This is a genomic window from Mesorhizobium sp. M0011 (assembly GCF_040324155.1).
In the GTDB taxonomy this organism is placed as follows: domain Bacteria; phylum Pseudomonadota; class Alphaproteobacteria; order Rhizobiales; family Rhizobiaceae; genus Mesorhizobium.
Map to the genome: position 1 here is coordinate 34851 of NZ_JAMYVQ010000031.1, position 22340 is coordinate 57190.

A 22340-nucleotide genomic window follows, 5' to 3' on the forward strand; every position below is an offset into this window, starting at 1 on the left:
TGGCACAGCTTGGACCTTCGCTGCGAAATGCAAGACTATAGTCCTGCGTCAACCCGCCGTGCCGGCCTAGCACGACGGGTTTTTCCAATGCGGCGACATCCTGAGAATCGACCGCTATGCATCAACCTGGGACAGGTCAGGTCAGCAGCCTTCCGTGGTCTTCTTCACCTGGCCAGGAGCAGCCGAGTTAGCATCGGTATCCTGTTGACCTGGCGCGGCCTGCTTGGCGCTACCAGTTTGTTGACCCGGAGCGCAGTCCTTGGCGGAGTTCGAGTTCGTTCCACTCGTGGTGGTCGAATCCGTCCCCTGATCGGTCGTAGTGCTCGGCATTGTCTTGGTTGTCGAGCTCGACGATCCGCCTGTGGTCGTGGTGGTCGATTGCGCAAAGGCGAGGCCAGTTGACAGTGCCATAATGGCTGAAGCGAAAAGAACCTGTTTCATGATCAACTCCATCTCGGAACGTCCCTTCGGTACCGAACTTCGCTGCGAAACGAGGGTTCCCAGAAAAATGACTAATCAAGGCGCCCGCCCCGCTTGCGGAGCGATGAGGGGAGGCCAAGCGCGTCGCTGTCATAGAACGAGCGTCCTGAACATCGTCGAGTGAATGGGCTAAACAGCGCGGATCCACACAATTGCGCCGCTGCTATCGGTCTTTCGGGGGAGAGTTCACAGTGCACTGCCTGCGGATTATGGTGGATCTCTCACGCGAAGAAGCGAAGCTTGCCTAAAATTCTAAGCTCGGAGGCACCTCGCGTGTCCTGAATAGCCCGTACCTCGGTGCCGTAGTGGCGCTATGCCCGATGCGTTTTGGTGGGCAGCTCAAATTTCTGCAGAGTCGAGTAAACGACTATCATAGTTAATTGTGGCTGCCGGTGACCCTATGTAATCAGAAGCTCAATGTAGCTTTCCCAGGGAGGACGGTATGTTATATCCAGGTCGGTTTTTGGAGCCGAGCGATATTATGGTGCTTGCCCATGTTTGTCGGACGGTCTGCAAAGAGCGCGGTGTACGTGTTGCTTCGCAGGACGGTGAGCGCATAGCTGCACACGTACTCAGACTGTTTATGAACGGCTTGACTGGTGAGAATGAACTCCTCGATGTTGAGCGGAATTGGGCTCGACGGAGTGGCCTGTCTTTCCAGGAGTTTCCCGTCAACGACGCAGAAATGAGAGATGCCGCCTGATTCAGTTGATTGTTGCAGCCGAAGGCGCCCCACCTGCGATAGGTCGGGTGATCGGGAGCAAACCTTGCCTTTGAGAGTTGGTAGAGCCGTTTCAACGGGCGACTAATCGAATGCTTCTTTCCGCGAATAATGCGATCTCGACGGCCGTTTTGGCTGGCAGAGGCGTCAATGCGGAAGTGTTTGGTGTGGTCGACCTCTCCACTAAAACTGAGGCCAAAATCGGTCCCATCACCTTGGGTATGGCCATTCAGTTGGTGGCCAACGCTTCGGTGCTTGGATACGATGTTCGCGGAGCCATGATCTTCTATGGCGAACCGGGCACCCCGAGTCTAGGGCAAGAGAGTGCGAACGCTTGTGGGCGCAGTTTGGCGGCGCGCTTTGCGACCGTAACCCGACGATCTTTCGGATTACACATCTCGAAGGGGAGCATTCTCCGTCCGGGTAAATGTTTGGCAGATCACCGGCACGACCCTCAATCCGACCAGTGGCCCAGGCTCTCACAGGGCCGAACAAACCGCTAGGAGATACGAAATGCCGACCCTCCGCACGTGTGCTGGCACGATCAAGAGCGCCCAGCAATGCCCTCAAGCGCAAGGCGCAGATCTAAGGGATTGGCGCCCTTCAGAACCTGCTTTGTACGTTTCCGGCCCTTGCCTTTTTCGGAAAGTGCACCACAGAATGGGTCATTGAGGTTCTGTCTCTCTGGGAGGATGGGATGGACATTCAAGCACCTGTTTGGCCTGCGCAGCTAGCGGCCAAGGAGCTGGTTCGCGAGGCCCTGTTGGGCTATCTACCGGGCGACATAATTTCCGTGAAGGCGACCATTGCATTGGTGCGCGAGCGCGGCCGTGACCTTCGTGAAACCGACTGCCAACTAGTCGAAATGATCGTCAATACAGCCTCCATTTGGCAGCTATTCGTCGCGTTCGACGTGCGCGAACCCTGATGCCCCATCGTTGGTTCAACCCGCCTGTCTACGTCAAAACCGACCGACCGGGATTCCGCCTTGGGATCAGCCGTATCGGCACTGCCGCCGAGGAACTATTGAAGTGGTCCAACCGTGGCCCAAAGTGGCGGTCGGCGGCGGAGGCATGTCTGTCTGCGATGGATGGCAAAATGCCGATTGGTGACTTCCGGCTACTGTTCGAGGCTGCGGCCGACCAAGAGGAGATGCTGCTGCCGGATTAACAACGTTATGCGGGTCTGGTAGCTATGGCGGCGGCGAATTGACCAGCGCCTTTAAGGCTTCGGGTTCGCCCTTAGCACGGCCCGCTCAGCCTCTCCACCATGTCAGGTGGCGCCCGCAGAACGGTGACTTTGCGGAATTTCGACGCTATCAGGCGCTCCTAGGCAGTCGTACTTAGAGGTTACCTGGGGCGGCCCTTCGCTTCAGGTCGACAAGATTCAGAACGCTGACGAGATCGCGGGAATACTCCTCGTCAAGATACTCCGCCGGAGCGCCCCACGCGTCTGCTGGCTGCCCAGTGAACACGTCAAACACCGTCCAGGTTTCGTCGGGCTCCTTCCTGAGGTCGTATCTTTGAGAAGTCATGCCGTCGCTATTTTATGTCTGCGGTCGGGTTCGTCAAGCTGTGACCGGCGGATCGCGAAGGGCTTGGCTGAACGGATTATGAGCGAGCCAGCAGGCTCAGAAATCGGCACCTGTTTGCGCAGCCCTTTGGTGCAGATAGGTAGAGTCAAAATCTGCAGCGCGGACGAGCCCTGCCCAGTCGGTCGCATGAAAACGCGAGCCAACTGTGGATATCAGACCGTCGCGTCTAAGTTCCTGAAGCACCCGGTTCACGTGCACGGTGGAAAGCCCAAGTGCGTCGCCAAGTGCAGCCTGCGTGATCGGAAGGTGGGCCACACGATCCTCAATGCGGCCCACGGAGTGCAGGCGGACTATCAGTTCGCAAAGAAGGTGAGCCATACGAGCATAGGCGTCGCGTCTCCCGACGTTGGTGACCCACTCTCGATAAATCGCCGCATCGATCACCGTCGAGCGCCAAAACATTCTCGTTATCGAAGGGTGCTGGTCGCAAATATCGTGAAGAGCGTCATGCCGCATGAAGCCCACCCGCGTCGGCATGAAAGGTGTGAAAGTGGAATCCAAGACCGACAAATGCAAACCATGCAGGTCGGGAATGTCGCCCGGAACAAAAAAGGAGGAAATCTGACGCTTGCCGTCGCCGGTTAGTTTGGTCGAGCCTATCAAGCCGTCCAGAACGACGAAGGAAAGGGTCGGTTTGTCGCCCTCGCGCAGAATGTCTTCGTTGGCATGATATTCCTTCTCCTGAATCGAGATGTTCCCCAAGAGCGCAATATCTGACGGTGCGAGTTCCGAGATGGTCTGGAGCTTGCGGATTAAAATGTTCGAAGAGGGAGCCTGTGCCATCAAGAACCTGTTTGGGGTTGGCCCTAACTTGCTGGGGGCGCTAATGTTCTCGAGGGCGGCATGGTTGGTGACCTTAGATTGTGCTTGATGCCTTTGGCCTCCCGCATCAGGGAGGACCAATTCGCTCCTAGAAGCGATATCAACTCCAGGGCTTGCGCCTCTGTGATGTCTGTCTCTCCGATAAGCCTTGGGACAAGGCGACGCTCGAGTCAGACCTCAAATCGTGCTCCCCTATGACCTACCACTCAGAACCCTCCAAACTATAACATATGTTTATAAGTTCCTATCTAAATGACTGTTTTGCGTGAGGCTCCTCCCTTTCGGCTGCGCCCTCCGAGTCCCAGCCCGCTTTCGCCGCATTAACATATGTTATTGTCTAAGGAGCATTTTCGGGCCTGCGGCCGTTGAATTGCCGAGGAATACTCAGGGAGGCATACCTTTCAATGCCGTCGGTTTCCGTACTGGTTGTGGAGATGAAAGCATCATTCTCTTGGACATCGAAAGCTCCCTCCGGGAGGCCGGGTTTGAGGTGATTCCCGTCTCAAAGGGCCTTGAAGCCATTGCAATTTTTGATCGTGAGCCGGAGCGAGTTGCGGCTCTGCTCACAGATATCAGGCTTGGAGACGGCCGAACCGGGTGGGATGTGGCCAGACACCTCCGAACCGTCAATCCCACTATGCCAGTGATATACATGAGCGGCGATGGCGCGGACGACTGGCCGTCGCTTGGAGTGCCCAACAGCCTGATGATCACCAAGCCGTTTGTTATGCCGCAGATCATTATCGGGCTGGCAACTCTCCTCAATCAAGAGAGCGTGAAGCAGCTACCTGCCTCAGAATAGCTGCGAGGTGGTAGCTGGTTAGTCATAGGGTCTTCGCGCAGCCGCGTCGGTCAGGCGTATCGGTACGGCCGTAGCTTTCATGGCCAACTCGAAGTCTATGCCAGGCTGTTCAGCAAATCCGAGCCAGGTCGGGCGCCCTGATAGTAGGCCAGCCGACCGACACTGCGATGCATTGCCAAGGCCTCCCGAAATGTGCGGCACATTCGAACGGCAAGCCAAAGATCGCCTTCGTCCATGTGGCCTTCTTGAAAGTGACGGATCACCGCCGGAGCGATGTGCTCTGCTTCTTCGCTCGTATGGTCGAAATTTCGCTCGGAACAAAGCCGCTCGAAGACCCGTTTGCAGGTCTGCAAATCATCGGGGGAAAGGTTTGGGTGATCGAGTCGGTTCAACATCAAGCGCCTCAAAACGCAACGTGCAAGAACGTTCCCTCAGAACCGATTTAGAGATTGCAAGGGGCGCGAGTCAATGAATGGTTAAGGACGTACATTTCGGGTTTTGTCTCGGTTTGAAATACAGAAAATCGACGGCGGCGTTGCGGCGTCTCAAAACCCCGAACGCTTCGAAGGTCGTAACTGATGGTGTGGGCGCCCGAAAACAATGGCAACGAACCCTCCGGGTGCAGATCGCGGCGGCTGTCCTGACCGTAGCCTTTCGCGCTCTGCTACAAGCTGCGATCATTGAGCCGACAACCTCAGTACCTCGGATCGTCTAGCGGCATCGGCGTGCTACATCGTCCGTTCGCTTTAATGTCCGCTCCTCGGATGCGGCCGGGTTCTGCTCAACGTCGTTATGTGGGCGCAAAGCTGACATTTCGCGAAAGCGCCCAGATTTTGGAGCAGGACTTCAAAATTTGCCGATATAGAACCTTCCCGTAGGCTTGTCGTCTTTCATCCAGATCAGCGCCTGCGTCATGGAATCGACTTGGTCGTCGTGCCTGCCATGCGGAAATGCGAGCACCTCAAGCAGGAAGTCATCTCTCCAATGTGCGTCTTTCGGAAGATTGACGTTGCCGTTTTCGATCATCGCGGCAACGCGTGACAGCCGACTTTCCTTGTCGGTTCTGGCTTTTACCGGCGTCGTGCTGATGTCTTGGCTTTCCAAGTCGGCGATGAGGCTTGAGCCAGAGCCGGCATCTTCAATGAGGATGATGTCAGGGTCGTGCTCCAAAAGGGAGTTTTTGACGGACTTGATGAGGTCTGGATAAGCTGCCCTGACGCGCACGAGATCAAGGAGATAATAGTTGTTGTCATCCTTGGCCCATGTCGTTCCGACGGAGTAATCGCTGGAGGGGTCGCCCTTAAGGGCGGTGTCCCAGCTTTGAACGATGGTCATCGACCGACGGTCGAACTGATGCGGATCGTAGTCGCGAAACCACACCCTCTTGACCATGTTGCCGTCCGGTGGGGCAGGGGATTGTTGGTACTGCGCGGAAAAGTTGAGCGATCCTAATAGGCGCTTTAGACCGTCCAGTTCCGCGTGTCCCAGACGCGCGGGGTGGAGCAAGTCGCCAAACTTGCGATCGTGCCAGCGATTTACACTTGTCTGGACGCGTTCGTCCTGCTCGGCAATCGCCGACAGGTTCAAATGCTCCCAGCCGCCAGTCTCCAGAAGCACGCCTGCCAGGTCGTCGACATGCAATCTTTGCATGACAAGGACGACGGCACCGGCAGCGGGATTGTCGAAGCGCGACATCAATGTCGTGCGAACCCAGTCGGCGCACCTATTGCGAGCCGATTCCGAATGCGCTTCATCTGCCTTCAAGGGGTCATCGATAATGATGATGTCGCCACCGCGGCCGGTTAGCTGACCACCGGTCGAGGTCGCCAGGCGCCCACCGCCGAGCGTGGTCTGCAGCTCATTTTCAGTGTTCTTGCGCGGGCTAACCTTGAACGTCGGAAACATCGACCGGTACCAGGCGGTGTTGACGACTGTTCGAAAGTCGTTGGCGTGCTTGACCGCAAGAGGTTGAGCATAAGAGACGCAGATCATTTTCTTCGACGGATCGCGGCCAAGAATCCATGCCGGGAACGCGACCGAGCTGGTGACCGACTTCAACGATCGCGGTGGCATCGTAATGATCAAGCGCTTGCACTTGCCCGCTGAGACGCGCTCGAGCTGATGCGCAATCGCTCGGATGTGCCAGTTGGGCAAATACTTGGCACCTGGATCGACAGCGGAGAAAGCCAGCGCCACGAAGGTCGCCAAGTCATCGCGGGCCGCGCCCAACAGCAGCTGAAGGGCAGTCGGTGCAACGGGCGAGGAGGATGGTCGGCCCGGTAGGGGGAGTGGAGCGTTCATTCCTCGTCTCCCTCGTCGCCGGTCTTGGAACGGGTCTCGGTATCATTCTCTGGCGAGTCCTTGTGGTCGAGATAATCCCGCATCATGTCGACCATTGTTTGCGGATCGAACACGTCGACCTCTGCATCGGGTTGCCGGCTTTCCTCAAGTTCGGCACAACGGGATGCGAGCTGAAGAGCATGGGCCGCCGACCGGAAATCGCCTGAAAGCGCATTGTTGCGCATTTTGAGGAGGATGGCCTCGAGTGCCGTCACCGTCGTCGTCCTGCCATTCTGCTGGATTTGGATCGGCCCAAAGAGCGTCTCACGTACAATAGTGTTCATGTTTTTTTTGCCTTTCGGTCGCCCTTTCGGATTGCCTGACATTCCTTTCTGGAACCGGGTTTCAGTTGGAGGCTTGCCGTAGCCTATCGAGTAGTCGGCAGGTTTCTTTCTCCGTGTCACAGCAGGCCTCCCACAGTTTCAGGCGCCGGGGTCGCGGACGCTGTTTTGGCGCGTGCGTCGGAAGATTCGAGGCTTCCACGCTGCTCGCACAGTTCCTCGAACGTCTCGCCCGTGGTGGCGAGCGTTGCCTGCTTGCCCGTATGCCTTTCGAAGCGGCGGATGATCAGATCGCAATAGTGAGGATCGATCTCGATAAGGCGTGCATGGCGCCCTGTCTTGTGCGACGCGAGTAGCGTGGTCCCCGAGCCGCCAAATGGGTCCAGCACGACGTCGCCGCGGCGGCTGACGTCCAGCAGTGCGTCGGCAACCAGAGCGACAGGTTTGACGGTCGGATGGGCTTCGAGCTCTTCCATCCGCGTCGTGCCAAAGCTGTTGGCGCCGCGGTAGGTCCAGACATTGCTGCGGTGACGTCCGTGTTTGCCGAGTTCGACGTTGTTGCGATGCGGCTCTTTCCCGTTTTTGAACACCAGCACCAGCTCGTGCTGAGAGCGGTAGAGGCTGCCCATGCCGGCATTAGTCTTATTCCAGACGCACAGATTGAGCAGATCGCCGAACGTCTGTTTACCCGCCAATGTGGTCTCTGCGATATGACGCCAATCCATGCACACGAAGGCGATAGCGCCCGGCTTGCTCGACCCAGCAATCAGTGAGAACGACTGTTCCAGGAACCTTGCGAACTCATCGTCGGACATCTCGCCGGATGCCATTGCAAATTCCCGGTGGCTTGTCTTGCCAAGACCACTGACGTGTCCGCCGATCGGAACATTGTAGGGCGGGTCTGCAAAACAGACGGATGCCTTCTCGCCCTGCATCAGCATATCGAAATGCTCTGCCGAAAGCGCGTTGCCGCAAAGCAGTCGATGATCGCCAAGCAGGAACAGATCGCCAGGCCGTGTTACTGCTGGTCCCGCCGATTGCTCCAGATGTTCCGCTTCGTCCCCTTCGGCTTCATCATCCTGATTGTCCGGCGAGAACTCGCTGATGATCAGGTCGACCTCTGGGATGTCGAAGCCGGTGAGGCTCACATCGAAGTCGAGATCGACCAGCGCCTGCAACTCGATGGCCAGGATCTGCTTGTCCCAGCCGGCCTTCTCGGCGATCCGATTATCGGCGAGGATGTAAGCGCGCTTCTGCGCCTCACTGAGATGGTTGATCGAGAGGGTTGGAACGTCCTTCCATCCCAGCAGGCGCGCTGCTGAGAGTCGGCCATGGCCGGCAAGGACGTTGTTCTTCTCGTCGACCAGGACCGGATTGGTGAAGCCGAATTTTTCGATGCTGTCGGCAATTTGTCGGATTTGTTTCTTGGAATGGGTGCGAGCGTTATTGCGGTAAGGGGTGAGTGCGTCGATCGAAACTGTGGTGATGTTGGTGGCCATGAGATCCTCTGAATGCCAGCGCAGGAACGACCGACATCGGTATGTTCCTGAGAATTACCCAGAGAATAGCGACCATTGACTTGGCGCAAAATACCAAATCTTCGGATCCATCGAACGAAACTTGAACTAAATGCATTTTTCTTTGTGTTATCACGACTTGAGATTGCAACAAAATATTTTGTCGCTCGGCAAAAGTGATGCTGAAGGCCGACAAAATGTTTTGTTGGCCTACATCTAGGCCGAACCAATACATGCTTTTTCAGCGACCTCAGCGTCGCAAGCTGATTCGCAAAATGCTGAGCTAAAGGGCCTCCTGTTTGAGCCGCAGAGCCAATGCCTTGGCCTCTTCCGGCGTCAGTTGATTGAGAGCCACACGAAGCGCTTCACACAGTTCGTCGAGAATTGGGTCATTGTCTTCTGATCCGGTATGGCGATGGGCGCGTTGCTGGAAGAACAAACTGAGCCAAAGGTCGAGCGCGCTGCCTTGCCATTTGCCCGTCTTGCGAGCTTGCCCCGACATTGCGATGGCAAGGCCGGCTAGAGCGTCCATTCCTCCGGCGACCTCGTACCCGTTGAGGAAATGGGCGAAGCGGCCGGATTGATCCCACTTAAGGGGCGCGGGCATGGTTGAGAAGTCGCCCTCCAGGGCCAGCCGTTCCCATTTGAGCAGCCTTGTCATTCGGCAGCCTCCGCCATCAGGCTGAGCCTTGGGCGGATCAACGAAACAAAGCGATTAGCCGTATGGCAGAGCCAGTCGAGCTGCTGGCCTTCGTCTGCGAAGTCTGACCTTGGCCTAAACACGCCCAACTCCGCATGAAATGGCCTGTCCGATTTCAGCCGCGCGACCAAATCAAGGCCGGTTTCTCCGCGCAATTCTGCAATGTCGTTGTGGAATTCATCAAAGAGAGCCTGACCATCCTCTTCGCGGAAGGTCAGGAACAGGCCGACTTCGGCTCTGCTGCCAGTCGACCGAAAGGCAGTCAGCCATCCTAGCGGGTCGGGCAGGGGAACTCTCACCCAGTTGTCGCCGCCGTGGCGTGGTGCCAGTTGGTCTGCGTGGTCGAACTGTACCTCATCAATGAACCGCTGCCAGAATGCGCGGTTGATGCCCCGCCGGTTTACTCGGTCGGGATCGACAACATTCTCCATGGTGTCAGCGGGCAGGGCGCTGATAGGTTCTGGCGTTTCCAAATAGAGCGGCATACCGCCGAGATCGACCAAAACTCTCTGCTGCAGGACTTCGGTCCGCAGCGGCACCGTAGGCACAACGATAATATTTCCAGAAGTCGCTTGCCAAATCTGGATTTCAAGCAATGTCAGTTGGGCCAGACCGGCGCCTTGCGAATTTAGATGCTCGGCAATCGCGTGCGTATCTGAGCGGATGCCATCTCCGGCGACAACGAGCTGAAAGTCACCCAGTCTTAGCGACCGCGTCACGGCATCGACAAATGGAGCCTCTTCAAGCTCTGGCCACCGAAGCTTCGCCGCGGCAAAGATCGGGTTCGGCTCACGGGTTGCGAGCCTGCGCTTTATCCCTGCGGTCAGATCGCCAAAGCTCCAGCGTCGCAGCAGCGCGGCATATTCCAAGATTTGCGCCAACACTTCGCGACGCGCCTGCGGGTTGCGCCAAAGCTTGCACTCAATAACGATCAGCCGGCCGCTCCTGGCCACGCCCAGGATATCCGCGAACACTGTCCCGCCCGCACGAGGAATGGCGAGTTCCCGGCATAAGGGGACGACATCGCCGAAGCCGCCTTCAAGGCGGTCGGCCACGATCAACTCGGGATGCCGAAACAGCAAATCTTGTAGCCAACGCTCGTCATAAGCATGCTGCGACAGAGCATTCGAAATTGGCATTTGCCCTGGGGCAGGCGTTGGATTTCGCGTTAGAGAACGACGAGCCAGTGGCTCCGCATCTGTTGAAATAAAGGCAGAAAGTAATAAAGCACTCATTTTATGGTCTCCATCTCCAATATCTTGTCGTCAAAATGGGAACAACCGTCGAAGATATTTCGATTATATTCAGATGTTCACAACTATTCGTGACACGGACTTGCGCTCGATTTGAAGCGGCAGTCAACTCGAATTGTCGAGGCCATTTTCTCTCGGCGAGCGAATTGGACGCGGGCGAAGCACATGTGCCCTACGCTGCAGTGTGGGATTGGTAAGGAAATCTCGAGACAACGAAGGGCCGCCCCAGGTGACCTCTAAGTACGACTGCCTAGGAGCGCCTGATAGCGTCGAAATTCCGCAAAGTCACCGTTCTGCGGGCGCCGCCTGACATGGTGGAGAGGCTGAGGGGACCGTGCTAAGGGCGAACCCCGAAGCCTTAAAGGCGCTGGTTAATTCGCCGCCGCCATAGCTACCAGACCCGCATGGCCCCGTCCGTATAACGTTGTTAATCCGGTAGCAGCATCTCCTCCTCGTCGGCTGCAGCCTCGAACAGCAGCCAGAAGTCACCAGTCGGCATTTTGGCATCCATCGCAGGCAGACATGCCTCCGCCGCCGACCGCCTTTTGGGCCACGGTTGGACCACTTCAATAGTTCCTCGGCGGCAGTGTCGATATGGCCGATCCCAAGACGGAATCCCGGTCGGTCGATTTTGACGTAGACAGGCGGGTTGAACCAACGAAGGGGCATCAGGGTTCGCGCACGTCGAACGCGACGAAAAGCTGCCAAATGGAGGCTGTATTAACGATCATTTCGACTAGTTGGCAGTCGGTTTCACGGAGGTCACGGCCGCGCTCGCGCACCAATGCAATGGTCGCCTTCACGGAAATTATGTCGCCCGGTTGAGAGCCCAACAGGGCCTCGCGAACCAGCTCCTTGGCCGCTAGCTGCGTAGGCCAAACAGGTGCTTGAATGTCCATCCCTTCCTCCCAGAGAGACAGAACCTCAATGACCCATTCTGTGGTGCACTTTCCGAAAAAAGCAAGGCCGGAAACGTACAAAGCAGGTTCTGAAGGGCGCCAATCCCTTAGATCTGCGCCTTGTCTTTGAGGGCATTGCCGGGCGCTCTTGATCGTGCCAGCACAGGCGCGGAGGGTCGGCCATGTCGTTTCTCCTAGTGGTTTGTTCGGCCCGGTGAGAGCCTGCGCCACTGGTCGGATCGACCGTCGTGCCGGTGATCTGCCAAACATTTACACCGGATGGAGAATGAAGCTCCCATTCTGAGATGCAATCCGAAAGATCGTGGGGGATTACGGGCGCAGAAGTGCGCCGCCAAACTGCGCCCACAAGCGTTCGCACTCTCTTGTCCTCAGACTCGGGGTGCCCGGTTCGCCATAGAAGATCATGGCTCCGCGAACGTCATATCCAAGCACCGAAGCGTTGGCCACGAACTGAATAGCCATACCCAAGGTGACGGGACCGATTTTTGCCTCAGCTTTAGTAGTGAGGTCGACCACGCCAAACACTTCCGCATTGGCACCCCTGCCAGCCAAAACGGCCGTCGAGATTGCACTGTTCACGGCAAGAAGCATTTCGGTTAGTCGCCCGCTGAAAGGGCTCTACAAACTCTCAAAAATATGTTTGGTTCCCGATCACCCGACCTATCGCAGGCGACGGGGGTCTTCGGCTGCAACAATCAAACGGACCAGGCGGCATCTCTCATTTCTGCGTCGTTGACGGGAAGCTCCTGGAAACAGCCACTCCGTCGAGCCCAATTCCGCTCAGCATCGAGGAGTTCATTCCCTCAGGTCAAGCCGTTCATAAACAGCCTGAGTACGTGTGCAGCTATGCGCTCTCCGTCCTGCGAAGCAATACGTACACCGCGCTCTTTGCAGACCGTCTTACAAACGTGGGCCAGCACCCCAATATCGCTCGGCTCCAAAAACCGACCTGGATGTAACATACCATCCTCCGTGGGAAGCTACCGTTAGCTTCTGATTACGCGAGGTCACCGGCAGCCACAATTAACTATGATAGTCGTGTACTCGACTCTGCGGAAATTCGAACGGCCGCAAACGCATCGGGCATAGCAATACGGCACCGAAGTACGGGCTATTTGGGTAACGCGAGGAGCCTCCGTTCGCGTGAGAGACCCACCATGATCCAGGCCGTTGCAATTGTGAACTCGCCCCCGTAGACCGATAGCAGCGGCGCAATTGTGTGGATCCGCCCTGTTTAGCCCATTCACTCGACGATGTTCAGGACGGCTCGACACCGAAGTAGGTCGGCTCCTCTACTTGGCTGCCTCTGCCACTGCCGATCGACCGACGTGGTAACATAGGTTGTAAGTTCGAAAGAGCGCAGCGTCCTCGGACAGCGCTGCTGGCCAGGGGCCGTAAGCCTTGGTCGGCCCGTCACTGCCTCCAGTGGCGGGCCACATGGCAACAATCAGTCCGCCGAATTGAGGGAACATTTTAGCAAACTGTAAATTCAACGGTCTTCTGGCAGGAGGCCAATGTGTCCCGGCGAAGCGTCGACAAAGATCGAATGGAACGTGCAGACCGTGAGGCAAAGATTGCTAGTGCGGTCGAGAGAGAGGCGCGAAACACAAAACTGCACGACTTCGAGACCAACGCCTCGCGGCCGAAGCGAAGGCTTCCCAAATCAAGAAAGGTCAATCCGGGGGCTAGTTCGCTTAGCCGCTGACGCACGTTCCATGACATCGACACGCTTGGCCGGCCCGCATCGCTCCGCGGGCGCCTCGATTAGTTATTTTTCTTGGAACCGTCGTTTCGCAGCGAAGTTCGGTGCCGAAGGGACGTTCCGATATGGAGTTGATCATGAAACAGGTTCTTTTCGCTTCAGCCATTATGGCACTGTCAACTGGCCTCGCGTTTGCGCAATCGACCGACACGACGACAGGCGGATCGTCGACCTCGGCAACCAAGACCATGCCGAGCACTACGACCGATCAGGGGACGGATTCGACCACCACGAGTGGAACGAGCTCGAACTCCGCCAAGGACTGCGCTCCGGGTCAACAAACTGGCAGCGCCAAACAGGCAGCGCCAGGTCAACAGGATACCGATGCTAACTCGGCTGCTCCTGGCCAGATGAAAAAGACCACGGAAGGCTGCTGACTTGCCGGGACGGCAGGCTTTTTCCTTCCGTGATCGAAAGCGCATTCCGGGAGTTGGTTCAAAGGAGGAGCCAATGAGAAAGGACGGCGATGGACGTGGACAAAGACACTCAGCAACTGCTTGCCCGACGTTTGTCTGAAGAAGTCGGCATTTCAGAGCCGGACGCGCGCGATCTGATCAAGCTTATCGGAACAGACTGGAATTCGCTACTTCGTGAAGCCCGATTTTTAAAGGAGCGCCATTAGACTCCGCCGCCTATTGGGGCGCCGGCGGCGGACCTGTCAAGCGGCTACATCCTTGGGAATCGACCGCTCATAGGGTTAATGTGCCACTTGGAGGCCAGTTCCATGTAATTGCACAGCGGCAAGAGCATGCGACTTCCGCTTTATCCGGCATAGGCCATCAGGCGTAATTGTAGCGACGCCATTGTCTAGTATCATATGGGGCCTGGTCATTAGGCCCACCCTCGTGCCCAGCATGGTCGGCACGGTCACTCAACTCGATGCTTCGGCTGCTTGATCGTGCCGACTCCTGCCCGACGTCTGCTACCGCCGGTGGAAAGAGCCGGTTCCAAGGGCATCGCGGCCCATGATGCGAACCGGCTAAATGCGAGATGCGGCCTGCCCGGGAGATTTGATAGTCCACCTCAGGGTCAGTGAAGCTGCCCGATCAAGCGCGCGTACTCGGCTTCGGGCTTTCCAGATGAGCCGGCCGCCATCTCGATGAGACCGGCCCGGTCGCGGATGACGACCTCCCCACGCGTTGAGCGGATCAAACCCTCGCCCTCCAGGGTCTGGAGCGCGATCGTCACGCCCGGACGTCTCGTACCGAGCATCACCGACATTAATTCAATTGGATTGTATTCGAGACGATTTCGAGCGCGCCGTGAAGTTGATCTTCGGGTTCTTGCGGGCTATGCGGAACCATACGGGAAGACTTCTGATTTTGATACACGAAAAAAGCCAGTGAAATCAACGGAACTGATACGGCTCCGAGCCCACTGAAATATTAAGCATCTGATTGTTTAAATTTTTACTTCGTTTTGTTTTTGCGTTTGGAATCGAACTCTCTGGGTGTTTTACGGAATCCACCCAGGCACCAAGACGGCGCGGAAGACCTGATAGTAGACCAAAAGGTGACCGCGGCCCAAACCGCGTGCTCATGACCACGACACAATTGGGCCTCGTATGTGGCTGTTGTCTTGTTGATTTGGTATCGATAACATGTCTTTGCGTGAAGTTGATTCCAATGGGTGGTTCATGAGCGTTGCCGGACGCCGCAGAGATCGTGTGCCCGAGCGTCTAGGGCTTTCCCTGGGCAGACCGCAGCCGGTCGGTGGAGCGGCATGATGGCCAAGGCAGCCGCATCGAGGCCTAGGGAAAGCCACACGCCGACGATGGTCGACGTGGCGCTGCGGGCAGGTGTGTCGACCATGACGGTGTCACGCGCCTTGAAGGAAGGCAGCCGAGTGTCCAAGGCCACTCGGGAGAAGATCATGGTCGCGGTCAACGACCTCGGCTACGTGCTCGACCAGTCTGCTGGCAGTTTGTCCTCGCGCAAGACAGGATTTGTTGCGGCCATGGTCCCGTCGCTCAACAATTCCAACTTCGCTGACACGGCGCGCGGCATTACGGATGAACTGGAGAGCACGGGGCTCCAGCTTCTGCTCGGCTACACCGACTACACGGTCGAGAAGGAGGAAAAGCTGATCGAAGCGATGCTCCGTCGACGGCCGGAAGGCATCATTCTGACCGGCGGTGCCCATACGGAGCGCGCCCGCCGGCTACTGAAAGGCGCCGGCATCCCGGTAGTCGAAACCTGGGAGTTGCCGGCGAAACCCATCGACCAGGTGGTCGGATTCTCCAACGAAGAGGCGATGGGGCTTCTCGTCAAGACGCTGGCCAGGAAAGGCTACCGAAAATTCGGTTACATCGGTGGCACGACCTCGCGCGACACCCGCGGCAGCCAAAGGCGCGAAGGCTTCGTCCGGGCGATCGAGGAACTCGGCCTGCCGACCGGCCGGCTCGTCTCCTTCGGCGTGCCTCCGATCTCCATCGAACAAGGTGGCCAGGCGATTGTCAGCATGCTGGAACGCTGGCCGGACACCGAGGCGGTGCTCTGCGTTTCCGATCTCTCGGCCTTTGGCGCGCTGATGGAATGCAAGCGTCGTGGACTGCGGGTCCCGCAGGACATCGCCATTGCCGGTTTTGGCGACTATGAGGTTGCCGCCTTCTGCCATCCCGGCATCACCACCGTGAACGTGGACTGCTTTGGCATCGGGCGACAGGCTGCCCGCAGGCTTGTCCAGATCATCCGCGGCGGCGAGAAGAAGCACGAACAGGAAATCATCCTGACCGGTTGTCGCGTCGTCGAGCGCGAAAGCACCTGAGCTCCTGCAGAAGGTTCCAAGTGAAAGGCAGTTCCTATTGTGATGTTTCGAGAGACCATCAGCCTCACTCATAAGGGTGCGTTGAAAGCTGTGGCTGCCGGAGCGGCGCGCGCGGTCACGATGGGGGTGCCGCAATGTCTTGTGGTGGTCGATGCGAGTGGCGAGACCATCGCCAGCCTGCGTATGGACGGCACTCGTTTCCTGAGCGTGCGCACAGCGCTGGCAAAGGCGCGCACGGCGGCGTCGGTAAACGCCGCCACCGGCGGGATGACGTTCGAAGCCGGGCTCTCGGCCGGGATCGCTTCGCAGGGCGGCGTGACCAATTTGCCCGGCGGCTTGCCGATCCGCTTCGGCGGACGCCTTGCGGGCGGCATCGGCGTCGGTTCGGGAACCGGCGAGCAGGATTTCGACGTGGCTCACGCCGCGCTGGCGGCGATCGGGGCCGATGCTGTTATAAGGCGGTGAGCCGATGAGCGTCCGCAGCGTCCGACTATTTCAGAATGCGATCTGGACCTTCATGGATTTATTCCGGTCTCCAGCGATCTCGAAAGCTGCAACTGCCTCGTCCAGGGTATAAACGCCCGTCAGCAGCGGCTTGACGTCCACCCGGCGGCGGTTGATCAGGTCGACGGCAAGCGCAAATTCGTCGTGGAAGCGGAAAGTTCCGCGCAACTCGATCTCCTTCGCCACGATCTGGTTTTGCGGTATCGAGATATCGCCTCCGAGGCCGAGCTGGACCAGGACGCCGCGCGGCTTCAGGACATCGAGCCCCGCCCGCACGGCGCGCTCGTTGCCGGAAGCTTCGAACATCACATCGAAGTGCCCTTTATCGACGTTATAGGCGGCGAGCTTTTCGCTATTGGTCGCGACGTTGATCGCGCGGTCTGCGCCGATCTCCAATGCCTTCTCCAGCACACCGTCCATGACATCGGTCGCGAGGATTTCGCGCGCCCCGTGGGCTCGCGCAGCCAGGATGCAAAGCGCACCAATAGGCCCGCAGCCGGTGATCAGAACGCGTTTGCCGAGCAGCGAGCCGGCACGGTTCATGGCGTGCAGCGTCACCGCGAACGGCTCGGCGAAGGCAGCTTCGTTGATGGGAACATGTTCAGCGATCTTGTGGCACTGCCACGCTTCTGCGACCAGGCGCTGGCGAAACGCGCCCTGGATATGCGGCATCGGCATGGCGCTGCCATAGAAGCGCATGTTGAGGCATTGGTTCTGCATGCTTTGCAGGCAGTAGCGGCAGGCATTGCAGGGGCGGCTGGGGGAGATCGCGACGCGGTCGCCGACGGCGAGGGTGGAAACGCCGCCGCCGACGACTTTCACCGTGCCGGCAACCTCGTGGCCGAGGATCATCGGTTCGCGCAGGCGGATCGCGCCGAAGCCACCATGGTTATAGTAGTGCAGGTCCGAGCCGCAGATGCCGCCGGCTTCGACCGCGATCTCGACCTGTCCGGCGCCGGGGGAGCCCGGATCGGTCTCCTCGATCCGCAGGTCTTTTGCCGCGTGGATGACGATCGACTTCATGATGTGATCCTCTCTCACACGACCGGTGTCAGCAATGTCTGTCCGCCAAAATGGGCCGCGAGATTGTCGCGAACGAGCTGACCCATGGCCTTGCGGGTCTCCACCGTGCCGCTGGCGTGGTGGGGTTGCAGCACGACATTGGAAAGCTTCAGGAAGCGCTCGTCGATCGTTGGCTCGTTCCAGAACACGTCGAGCCCGGCGCCCTTTATGGCACCGGATTCCAGGACCGCGAGCAACGCTGTCTCGTCGACCGTGCTGCCGCGCGAAATGTTTATGACGATCCCGTCGGGTCCGAGTGCAGCCAGAACATCCGCATCGATGATGTGCTTCGTGCTGTCGCCGCCGGCGAGCGTCACGATCATGAATTCACTCTGTCGCGCCAGTTCGACCAGGTCGCCAACGAAGGCGTAAGGCAAGTCATCGCGCTTGCGCACGTCGAAATAGGCGACAGCGCAGTCGAAGGCAGCGGCGCGCCTGGCCACCGCTGCGCCGACCCGGCCCATGCCAACAATGCCCAGCCTTTTGCCGCAAACGCGGGTCACCAGCGGCATGTTGGCCTTGCGCCAGCTGCCATCGCGGACGTAGGCGTCGGCCAGCGGGATCTTGCGCGCCACGGCCAGCAGCAGCCCGATGCCGATATCGGCCACGTCCTCGGTCAGAACGTCCGGCGTGTTGGTGACGCGAATGCCGTTTGCCCTGGCGTAGGCAAGGTCGATGGCATCGGTGCCGACGCCGTAGCAGGAGACGATTTCAAGCTTCGGCAGCTTCGCCATCAGCGCCGCACTTGCACCAAGCTCGCCGCGCGTTGCGATGCCACGAATCGCGCCGGCGTGGCTTGCGACCAGCGCGTCCTTGTCCTCGGCCTGCCAGAGCTTGTGGACGCGATATTTCGCCTCGAGGTCTTCCATATCCCAATCCGGATAGAGGCCAGTCATCAATATGTCGGTCACGGCGTCGTCTCCTTCGCAAGTTCATTTTTACCATTGACTATGTTATCGATAACATTCATGTCAATAGGCACGTCGGCGGCGCGGTGGAAATCGTATCCGCTGAAGGGCAGTCCTCAGGAGGAGCGCGTGAGCAGTTCGTTGTTCGATTTGACCGGCATGCGGGCCCTGGTCACCGGCTCGGGGCAGGGGATCGGTCTGGCGCTGGCAGAGGGGCTGGCGCAGCACGGCGCCGAAATCGTGCTGAACGGGCGCAACGCCGAAAAAGTCGTGGCTGCTGCCGATGCGCTGGTGGCCCGGGGATACAAGGCTCGCGCGGCGGTCTTCGACGTGACCGATCACACTGCGGTCGCCAAAGGCGTCGCCGAGATCGAGGCGACGATCGGCGCCATCGACATTTTGATCAACAATGCCGGCATGCAGTTTCGCATGCCGCTCGAGGATTTCCCCGCGGACAAATGGGACGAGCTGCTGCGCACGAACATCTCCAGTGTGTTTTTCGTCGGGCAGGCCGTGGCGCGGCACATGATTGCGCGCAAGTGCGGCAAGATCATCAACATCGCCTCGGTACAAAGCGAGCTGGCTCGCACGAACATCGCGCCCTATACCGCTACGAAGGGTGCGGTGCGCAATCTGACGCGCGGCATGTGCGCCGACTGGGCCAAGCATGGCCTGCAGATCAATTCCATCGCGCCGGGCTACTTCAAGACGACGCTCAACCAGGCCTTAGTCGACAATCCCGAATTTTCGACGTGGCTGACAAATCGCACGCCGGCCGGGCGCTGGGGCGACGTCGGCGAACTGGTCGGCGCGGCGGTCTTTCTGGCCGGACCGGCATCATCCTTTGTCAATGGACACACGCTTTATGTCGATGGCGGCATCACAACCTGTCTTTGAGCCCGCACTCATCGTCGTGATGGGTGTCAGCGGCTGCGGCAAGACCAGAATCGGCGTCGAGATTGCCCAGCGGCTCGGCCTCGCCTTCATCGAAGGTGACACGCTGCATCCGCGCGGCAATGTCGAAAAGATGTCGGCGAGCATGCCGCTTTCCGACGATGATCGCTGGCCATGGCTCGATCTGGTCGGCGCCGTCTTGCGCCAGGCACATGAGGAGGGTGGCGGGCTCGTCGTGAGCTGCTCGGCTCTGAAGAAATCCTATCGTGACCGCCTTCGCCAAGCAGCGGCTGGGGCGGTGGTCTTCGTATTCCTGGAGGGATCGCGCGCCGTGCTGCAAGCCAGGATCGCCGAGCGCCGCGGCCATTTCTTTCCGCCGGCGCTGCTCGACAGCCAGCTCGCCGCGCTGGAAAATCCGGGCGAAGAACCGCTGGTGGTCACCGTGGACATCGACGCCTCGGTCGACAGGATCGCCAATGCGGCGTTGAAGGGGCTTGGCGACTTCAATGTCGCTCCTGCAGCCGGGACAAGGAAAGAGGCACGTTGAGATGACGCAAGCAACAAAAGTCGCCGTTGTCGGCGCCGGCATCATGGGATCGGCGATCGCCACCCGGCTGATCGAGACGGGGCAAGCAGTGACGGTGTTCGATCTGGACAAGACCAAGATCGCCGCCCTGACTGCAAAGGGCGCAGCCGCCGCCGCGTCGGTCGCCGAGGCGACGCGCGCCAGCAGCTTCGTCGTTCTCAGCCTCAACCATGCCGATATCGTGCGTTCGGTGGTGTTTGGCGACGGTGGTGTCGCGGCTGCGGCATCGCCGGACAAGCTGTTGATCGACATGTCGTCGATTGACCCGGTCGACACCGCGCAGATGGCGAAGAAGCTCTCGGGCGAGACTGGCATGAAATGGCTTGACTGCCCGCTTTCAGGCGGTGTTCCCGGCGCTCTCGCCGGGCGGTTGACAGTCATGGCCGGTGGCGAGTCATCCGATTTCGAACACGCGCGCGCGGTGATGCGGCATCTTTGCGCCAACTACACCTTGATGGGTCCGAGCGGAGCCGGTCAGACAACCAAGCTCATCAACCAGCTTTTCTGCGCGGTGCTTTTCCAGGCTGTTGCCGAAGCGGTGAAACTCGCCGAGGCCGGCGGCGTCGATCCGAGGGCAATTCCGGAGGCGCTCAAAGGCGGACGCGCGGATTCCAGCATCATGCAGGAGTTCATGGCGAAATTCGCCGCCCGCGATTATGCGCCGACCGGCCGCATCGACAACATGCTGAAGGATCTGGATTCGCTGCAGGCCTTCGCGCTGAAGACAAAGACACCGATGCCGATGACCGGACAGGTGGTGGAGATCCACCGCCTGCTTTGCGCCGCCGGGCTGGGGCCGAAGGATTCGGCCGAGATGATGCGCCTGCTCGACGGCAAGGCCAACTGATCGGCTGGCCTGAATTTTTGTCGCTTGACGCTTAGAAATGTTATCGATAACATCATTTGGCGGTCTTGGGAGGAACGCATTGTGACCGAGGAAAAACTGATCGAGTTCAGGTCGATTACCAAGGAGTTCGGCGGCACCCGCGCGCTCTCCGACGTGTCGCTCGATCTGCACAAGGGCGAGATCCTGGCGCTGCTTGGCGAGAACGGCGCCGGCAAGTCGACACTGATCAAGACGCTCGCCGGCATCCACCGGCCGGACGGCGGCGGCATCCTGTTTCGCGGCGAGCCCTATCACCATCGTCCGCCGCAGCCGAACCAGCGCCAGCCCGTCGCGTTTATCCATCAGGATCTCGGCCTCATCGAATGGATGACGGTCGGCGAGAATGTCGGCCTGGCCCAAGGCTTTTCGCTCCGCTCGGGGCTCATCGACTGGCGATCGACCGAGGCGAGGGCGCATGAGGCGCTCAAGCTGGTTGGCTGTGATTTCGATCCGACGACACGCGTTCAGGATCTGACGCGCACCGAAAAGTCGCTGGTTGCCATCGCCCGCGCCCTGGCCACCGAGGCCGATGTGCTGGTGCTCGACGAGCCGACAGCCAGTCTTCCCGCTGACGAAGTCGAGCGGCTGTTCGACGCCATCCGTCCGCTCAAGCAGCGCGGCGTCGGCATGATCTACGTTTCGCATCGGCTTGACGAGATCTTCCGCATCGCCGACCGGGTCGCCGTGCTCCGCGACGGCAGCCTGGTCGGCCAGAAGAGAGTGGCCGATACCAGCCCGGATGAACTTGTCGAGATGATCGTTGGTCGCCCGGTGGACCAGGTTTTCACCAAAGCGGCAACCGAGGCCGGCGAGACGATCTGCTCCGTGCGCGACCTTGTCTGCGCCGGCGCCGGCCCGGTGTCTTTCGACGTGCGCAGGGGGGAGTTGCTCGGCCTGGTCGGCCTGCGCGGTGCGGGGCAGGAACTGGTTGGCCGGACGCTGTTTGGCTGCCAAGCCTTTTCCGGCTCGGTGACGATCCACGGGGCTGTGCCGGACCTGTCCAGTCCGATCGCGGCGATGTCGTCCGGCATCGGCCTGATCGCTCGCGATAGGACCGAGGAATCAATCGCTGGCTCCTTGTCGATCCGTGAGAACAGTTTCCTCAATCCCGGCGCCGGCAAGCGTGGGCTTTTCTCCTTCCTGTCGCCTTCCAAGGAGGCGGCGCTCGCACAGGCGATCGGCAGTGCCGTCGGGTTGCGTCCCAACGATCCGAACCTGCCGATCGAAGCCCTGTCCGGCGGCAACCAGCAGAAGGTGATCGTCGGCCGCTGGCTGCACACCGACCGAAAGCTGCTCATCGCCGAAGACCCGACCGCTGGCGTCGATGTCGGCGCCAAGGCCGAGATCTACCGGCTGATCGGCCGTGCACTCGAAGCAGGTCTCGCAGTTGTCGTGGTATCGACCGACTTCGAGGAGATCGCCCATATCTGCCATCGCGCTTTGGTGTTTTCACGCGGACAGATCGTGCGCGAACTTACCGGCAACGACCTGACCACATCCGCCGTGATCACCGCGGCATCGGCTTCCGAAGCCGCCTGACTT

General features: G+C 59.1%; 24 protein-coding genes. 11 read left to right on the forward strand and 13 right to left on the reverse strand.

Annotated elements, in window-relative coordinates; genetic code table 11:
• Positions 1-141: 141 nt before the first annotated feature.
• Positions 142-441 carry a hypothetical protein gene (locus NKK51_RS26405; protein ID WP_127291957.1) on the reverse strand — a complete coding sequence of 100 codons (300 nt, stop codon included), beginning with the start codon at positions 439-441 and terminating at the stop codon, positions 142-144.
• A gap of 1457 nt (positions 442-1898) precedes the next feature.
• On the opposite strand from NKK51_RS26405, the gene NKK51_RS26410 reads away from it, so the two are divergent.
• Both NKK51_RS26410 and NKK51_RS26415 read left to right on the forward strand, forming a co-directional pair.
• The gene (locus NKK51_RS26410; RefSeq protein WP_023809610.1) at positions 1899-2129 is read left to right on the forward strand and encodes a hypothetical protein; all 231 of its coding nucleotides are present in this window, start codon (positions 1899-1901) and stop codon (positions 2127-2129) included.
• Complete coding sequence (locus NKK51_RS26415) at positions 2129-2371, forward strand: DUF982 domain-containing protein (RefSeq protein ID WP_023809609.1); 243 nt, start codon at positions 2129-2131, stop codon at positions 2369-2371. The genes NKK51_RS26410 and NKK51_RS26415 overlap by 1 nt, the downstream gene beginning before the upstream one ends.
• A 460-nt stretch (positions 2372-2831) precedes the next feature.
• Here the strand turns inward: NKK51_RS26415 and NKK51_RS26420 are convergent, their stop codons facing one another.
• Positions 2832-3578: a Crp/Fnr family transcriptional regulator gene (locus NKK51_RS26420; protein ID WP_352555078.1), complete on the reverse strand. Its 747-nt coding sequence runs from the start codon at positions 3576-3578 to the stop codon at positions 2832-2834.
• Between the two features lie 490 nt (positions 3579-4068).
• Here NKK51_RS26420 and NKK51_RS26425 point away from each other — a divergent pair, with 490 nt between their 5' ends.
• The gene (locus NKK51_RS26425) at positions 4069-4419 is read left to right on the forward strand and encodes a response regulator (protein ID WP_245273111.1); all 351 of its coding nucleotides are present in this window, start codon (positions 4069-4071) and stop codon (positions 4417-4419) included.
• 95 nt (positions 4420-4514) lie between these two features.
• Here NKK51_RS26425 and NKK51_RS26430 read toward each other — a convergent pair whose 3' ends face one another.
• From NKK51_RS26430 to NKK51_RS26465, 8 genes are all read right to left on the reverse strand, one after another.
• Positions 4515-4814: a hypothetical protein gene (locus NKK51_RS26430; RefSeq protein WP_127291960.1), complete on the reverse strand. Its 300-nt coding sequence runs from the start codon at positions 4812-4814 to the stop codon at positions 4515-4517.
• 451 nt (positions 4815-5265) lie between these two features.
• Positions 5266-6720, reverse strand: coding sequence for a phage terminase large subunit (terL, locus tag NKK51_RS26435; RefSeq protein WP_127291963.1), 1455 nt, complete (start codon positions 6718-6720; stop codon positions 5266-5268).
• A complete protein-coding gene (locus NKK51_RS26440) occupies positions 6717-7163 on the reverse strand; it encodes a DUF5681 domain-containing protein (RefSeq protein ID WP_127291965.1) in 447 nt (148 codons plus the stop codon). The genes terL and NKK51_RS26440 overlap by 4 nt, the downstream gene beginning before the upstream one ends.
• The gene (locus NKK51_RS26445) at positions 7160-8539 is read right to left on the reverse strand and encodes a site-specific DNA-methyltransferase (RefSeq protein WP_352555079.1); all 1380 of its coding nucleotides are present in this window, start codon (positions 8537-8539) and stop codon (positions 7160-7162) included. The genes NKK51_RS26440 and NKK51_RS26445 overlap by 4 nt, the downstream gene beginning before the upstream one ends.
• Positions 8540-8840: 301 nt before the next feature.
• The gene (locus tag NKK51_RS26450; RefSeq protein WP_127291969.1) at positions 8841-9218 is read right to left on the reverse strand and encodes a hypothetical protein; all 378 of its coding nucleotides are present in this window, start codon (positions 9216-9218) and stop codon (positions 8841-8843) included.
• The gene (locus tag NKK51_RS26455; RefSeq protein ID WP_352555080.1) at positions 9215-10492 is read right to left on the reverse strand and encodes a hypothetical protein; all 1278 of its coding nucleotides are present in this window, start codon (positions 10490-10492) and stop codon (positions 9215-9217) included. The genes NKK51_RS26450 and NKK51_RS26455 overlap by 4 nt, the downstream gene beginning before the upstream one ends.
• A 686-nt stretch (positions 10493-11178) precedes the next feature.
• Positions 11179-11409: a hypothetical protein gene (locus tag NKK51_RS26460; protein WP_352555081.1), complete on the reverse strand. Its 231-nt coding sequence runs from the start codon at positions 11407-11409 to the stop codon at positions 11179-11181.
• A 330-nt stretch (positions 11410-11739) separates the two neighbouring features.
• Complete coding sequence (locus NKK51_RS26465; protein ID WP_352555082.1) at positions 11740-12021, reverse strand: hypothetical protein; 282 nt, start codon at positions 12019-12021, stop codon at positions 11740-11742.
• A gap of 1248 nt (positions 12022-13269) precedes the next feature.
• On the opposite strand from NKK51_RS26465, the gene NKK51_RS26470 reads away from it, so the two are divergent.
• Positions 13270-13569, forward strand: coding sequence for a hypothetical protein (locus tag NKK51_RS26470; protein ID WP_352555083.1), 300 nt, complete (start codon positions 13270-13272; stop codon positions 13567-13569).
• Positions 13570-13658: 89 nt separating this feature from the next.
• Positions 13659-13814, forward strand: coding sequence for a hypothetical protein (locus tag NKK51_RS26475; RefSeq protein WP_352555084.1), 156 nt, complete (start codon positions 13659-13661; stop codon positions 13812-13814).
• A 407-nt stretch (positions 13815-14221) separates the two neighbouring features.
• Here NKK51_RS26475 and NKK51_RS26480 read toward each other — a convergent pair whose 3' ends face one another.
• A complete protein-coding gene (locus tag NKK51_RS26480) occupies positions 14222-14413 on the reverse strand; it encodes a helix-turn-helix domain-containing protein (protein WP_352555085.1) in 192 nt (63 codons plus the stop codon).
• 501 nt (positions 14414-14914) lie between these two features.
• Here NKK51_RS26480 and NKK51_RS26485 point away from each other — a divergent pair.
• Both NKK51_RS26485 and NKK51_RS26490 read left to right on the forward strand, forming a co-directional pair.
• Positions 14915-15958: a LacI family DNA-binding transcriptional regulator gene (locus NKK51_RS26485; RefSeq protein WP_352555086.1), complete on the forward strand. Its 1044-nt coding sequence runs from the start codon at positions 14915-14917 to the stop codon at positions 15956-15958.
• 36 nt (positions 15959-15994) lie between these two features.
• The gene (locus NKK51_RS26490; protein ID WP_352555099.1) at positions 15995-16423 is read left to right on the forward strand and encodes a GlcG/HbpS family heme-binding protein; all 429 of its coding nucleotides are present in this window, start codon (positions 15995-15997) and stop codon (positions 16421-16423) included.
• Positions 16424-16453: 30 nt separating this feature from the next.
• On the opposite strand, the gene NKK51_RS26495 is transcribed toward NKK51_RS26490, so the two are convergent.
• On the reverse strand, positions 16454-17485 hold the full coding sequence (locus tag NKK51_RS26495) for an L-idonate 5-dehydrogenase (RefSeq protein ID WP_352555087.1): 1032 nt from the start codon (positions 17483-17485) through the stop codon (positions 16454-16456).
• 14 nt (positions 17486-17499) lie between these two features.
• On the reverse strand, positions 17500-18420 hold the full coding sequence (locus tag NKK51_RS26500; RefSeq protein ID WP_352555100.1) for a 2-hydroxyacid dehydrogenase: 921 nt from the start codon (positions 18418-18420) through the stop codon (positions 17500-17502).
• 171 nt (positions 18421-18591) lie between these two features.
• Between NKK51_RS26500 and NKK51_RS26505 the strand changes: the two genes are divergently transcribed.
• The 4 genes from NKK51_RS26505 to NKK51_RS26520 all read left to right on the forward strand — a co-directional run bounded on the left by NKK51_RS26505 (position 18592) and on the right by NKK51_RS26520 (position 22337).
• Positions 18592-19329: an SDR family oxidoreductase gene (locus NKK51_RS26505; RefSeq protein ID WP_352555101.1), complete on the forward strand. Its 738-nt coding sequence runs from the start codon at positions 18592-18594 to the stop codon at positions 19327-19329.
• Positions 19298-19873, forward strand: a complete 576-nt coding sequence (locus NKK51_RS26510; protein WP_352555088.1) for a gluconokinase — start codon at positions 19298-19300, stop codon at positions 19871-19873. The genes NKK51_RS26505 and NKK51_RS26510 overlap by 32 nt, the downstream gene beginning before the upstream one ends.
• Before the next feature lies 1 nt (position 19874).
• Positions 19875-20759, forward strand: coding sequence for an NAD(P)-dependent oxidoreductase (locus tag NKK51_RS26515; RefSeq protein WP_352555089.1), 885 nt, complete (start codon positions 19875-19877; stop codon positions 20757-20759).
• Between the two features lie 81 nt (positions 20760-20840).
• Complete coding sequence (locus tag NKK51_RS26520) at positions 20841-22337, forward strand: sugar ABC transporter ATP-binding protein (RefSeq protein WP_352555090.1); 1497 nt, start codon at positions 20841-20843, stop codon at positions 22335-22337.
• Positions 22338-22340: the final 3 nt, after the last annotated feature.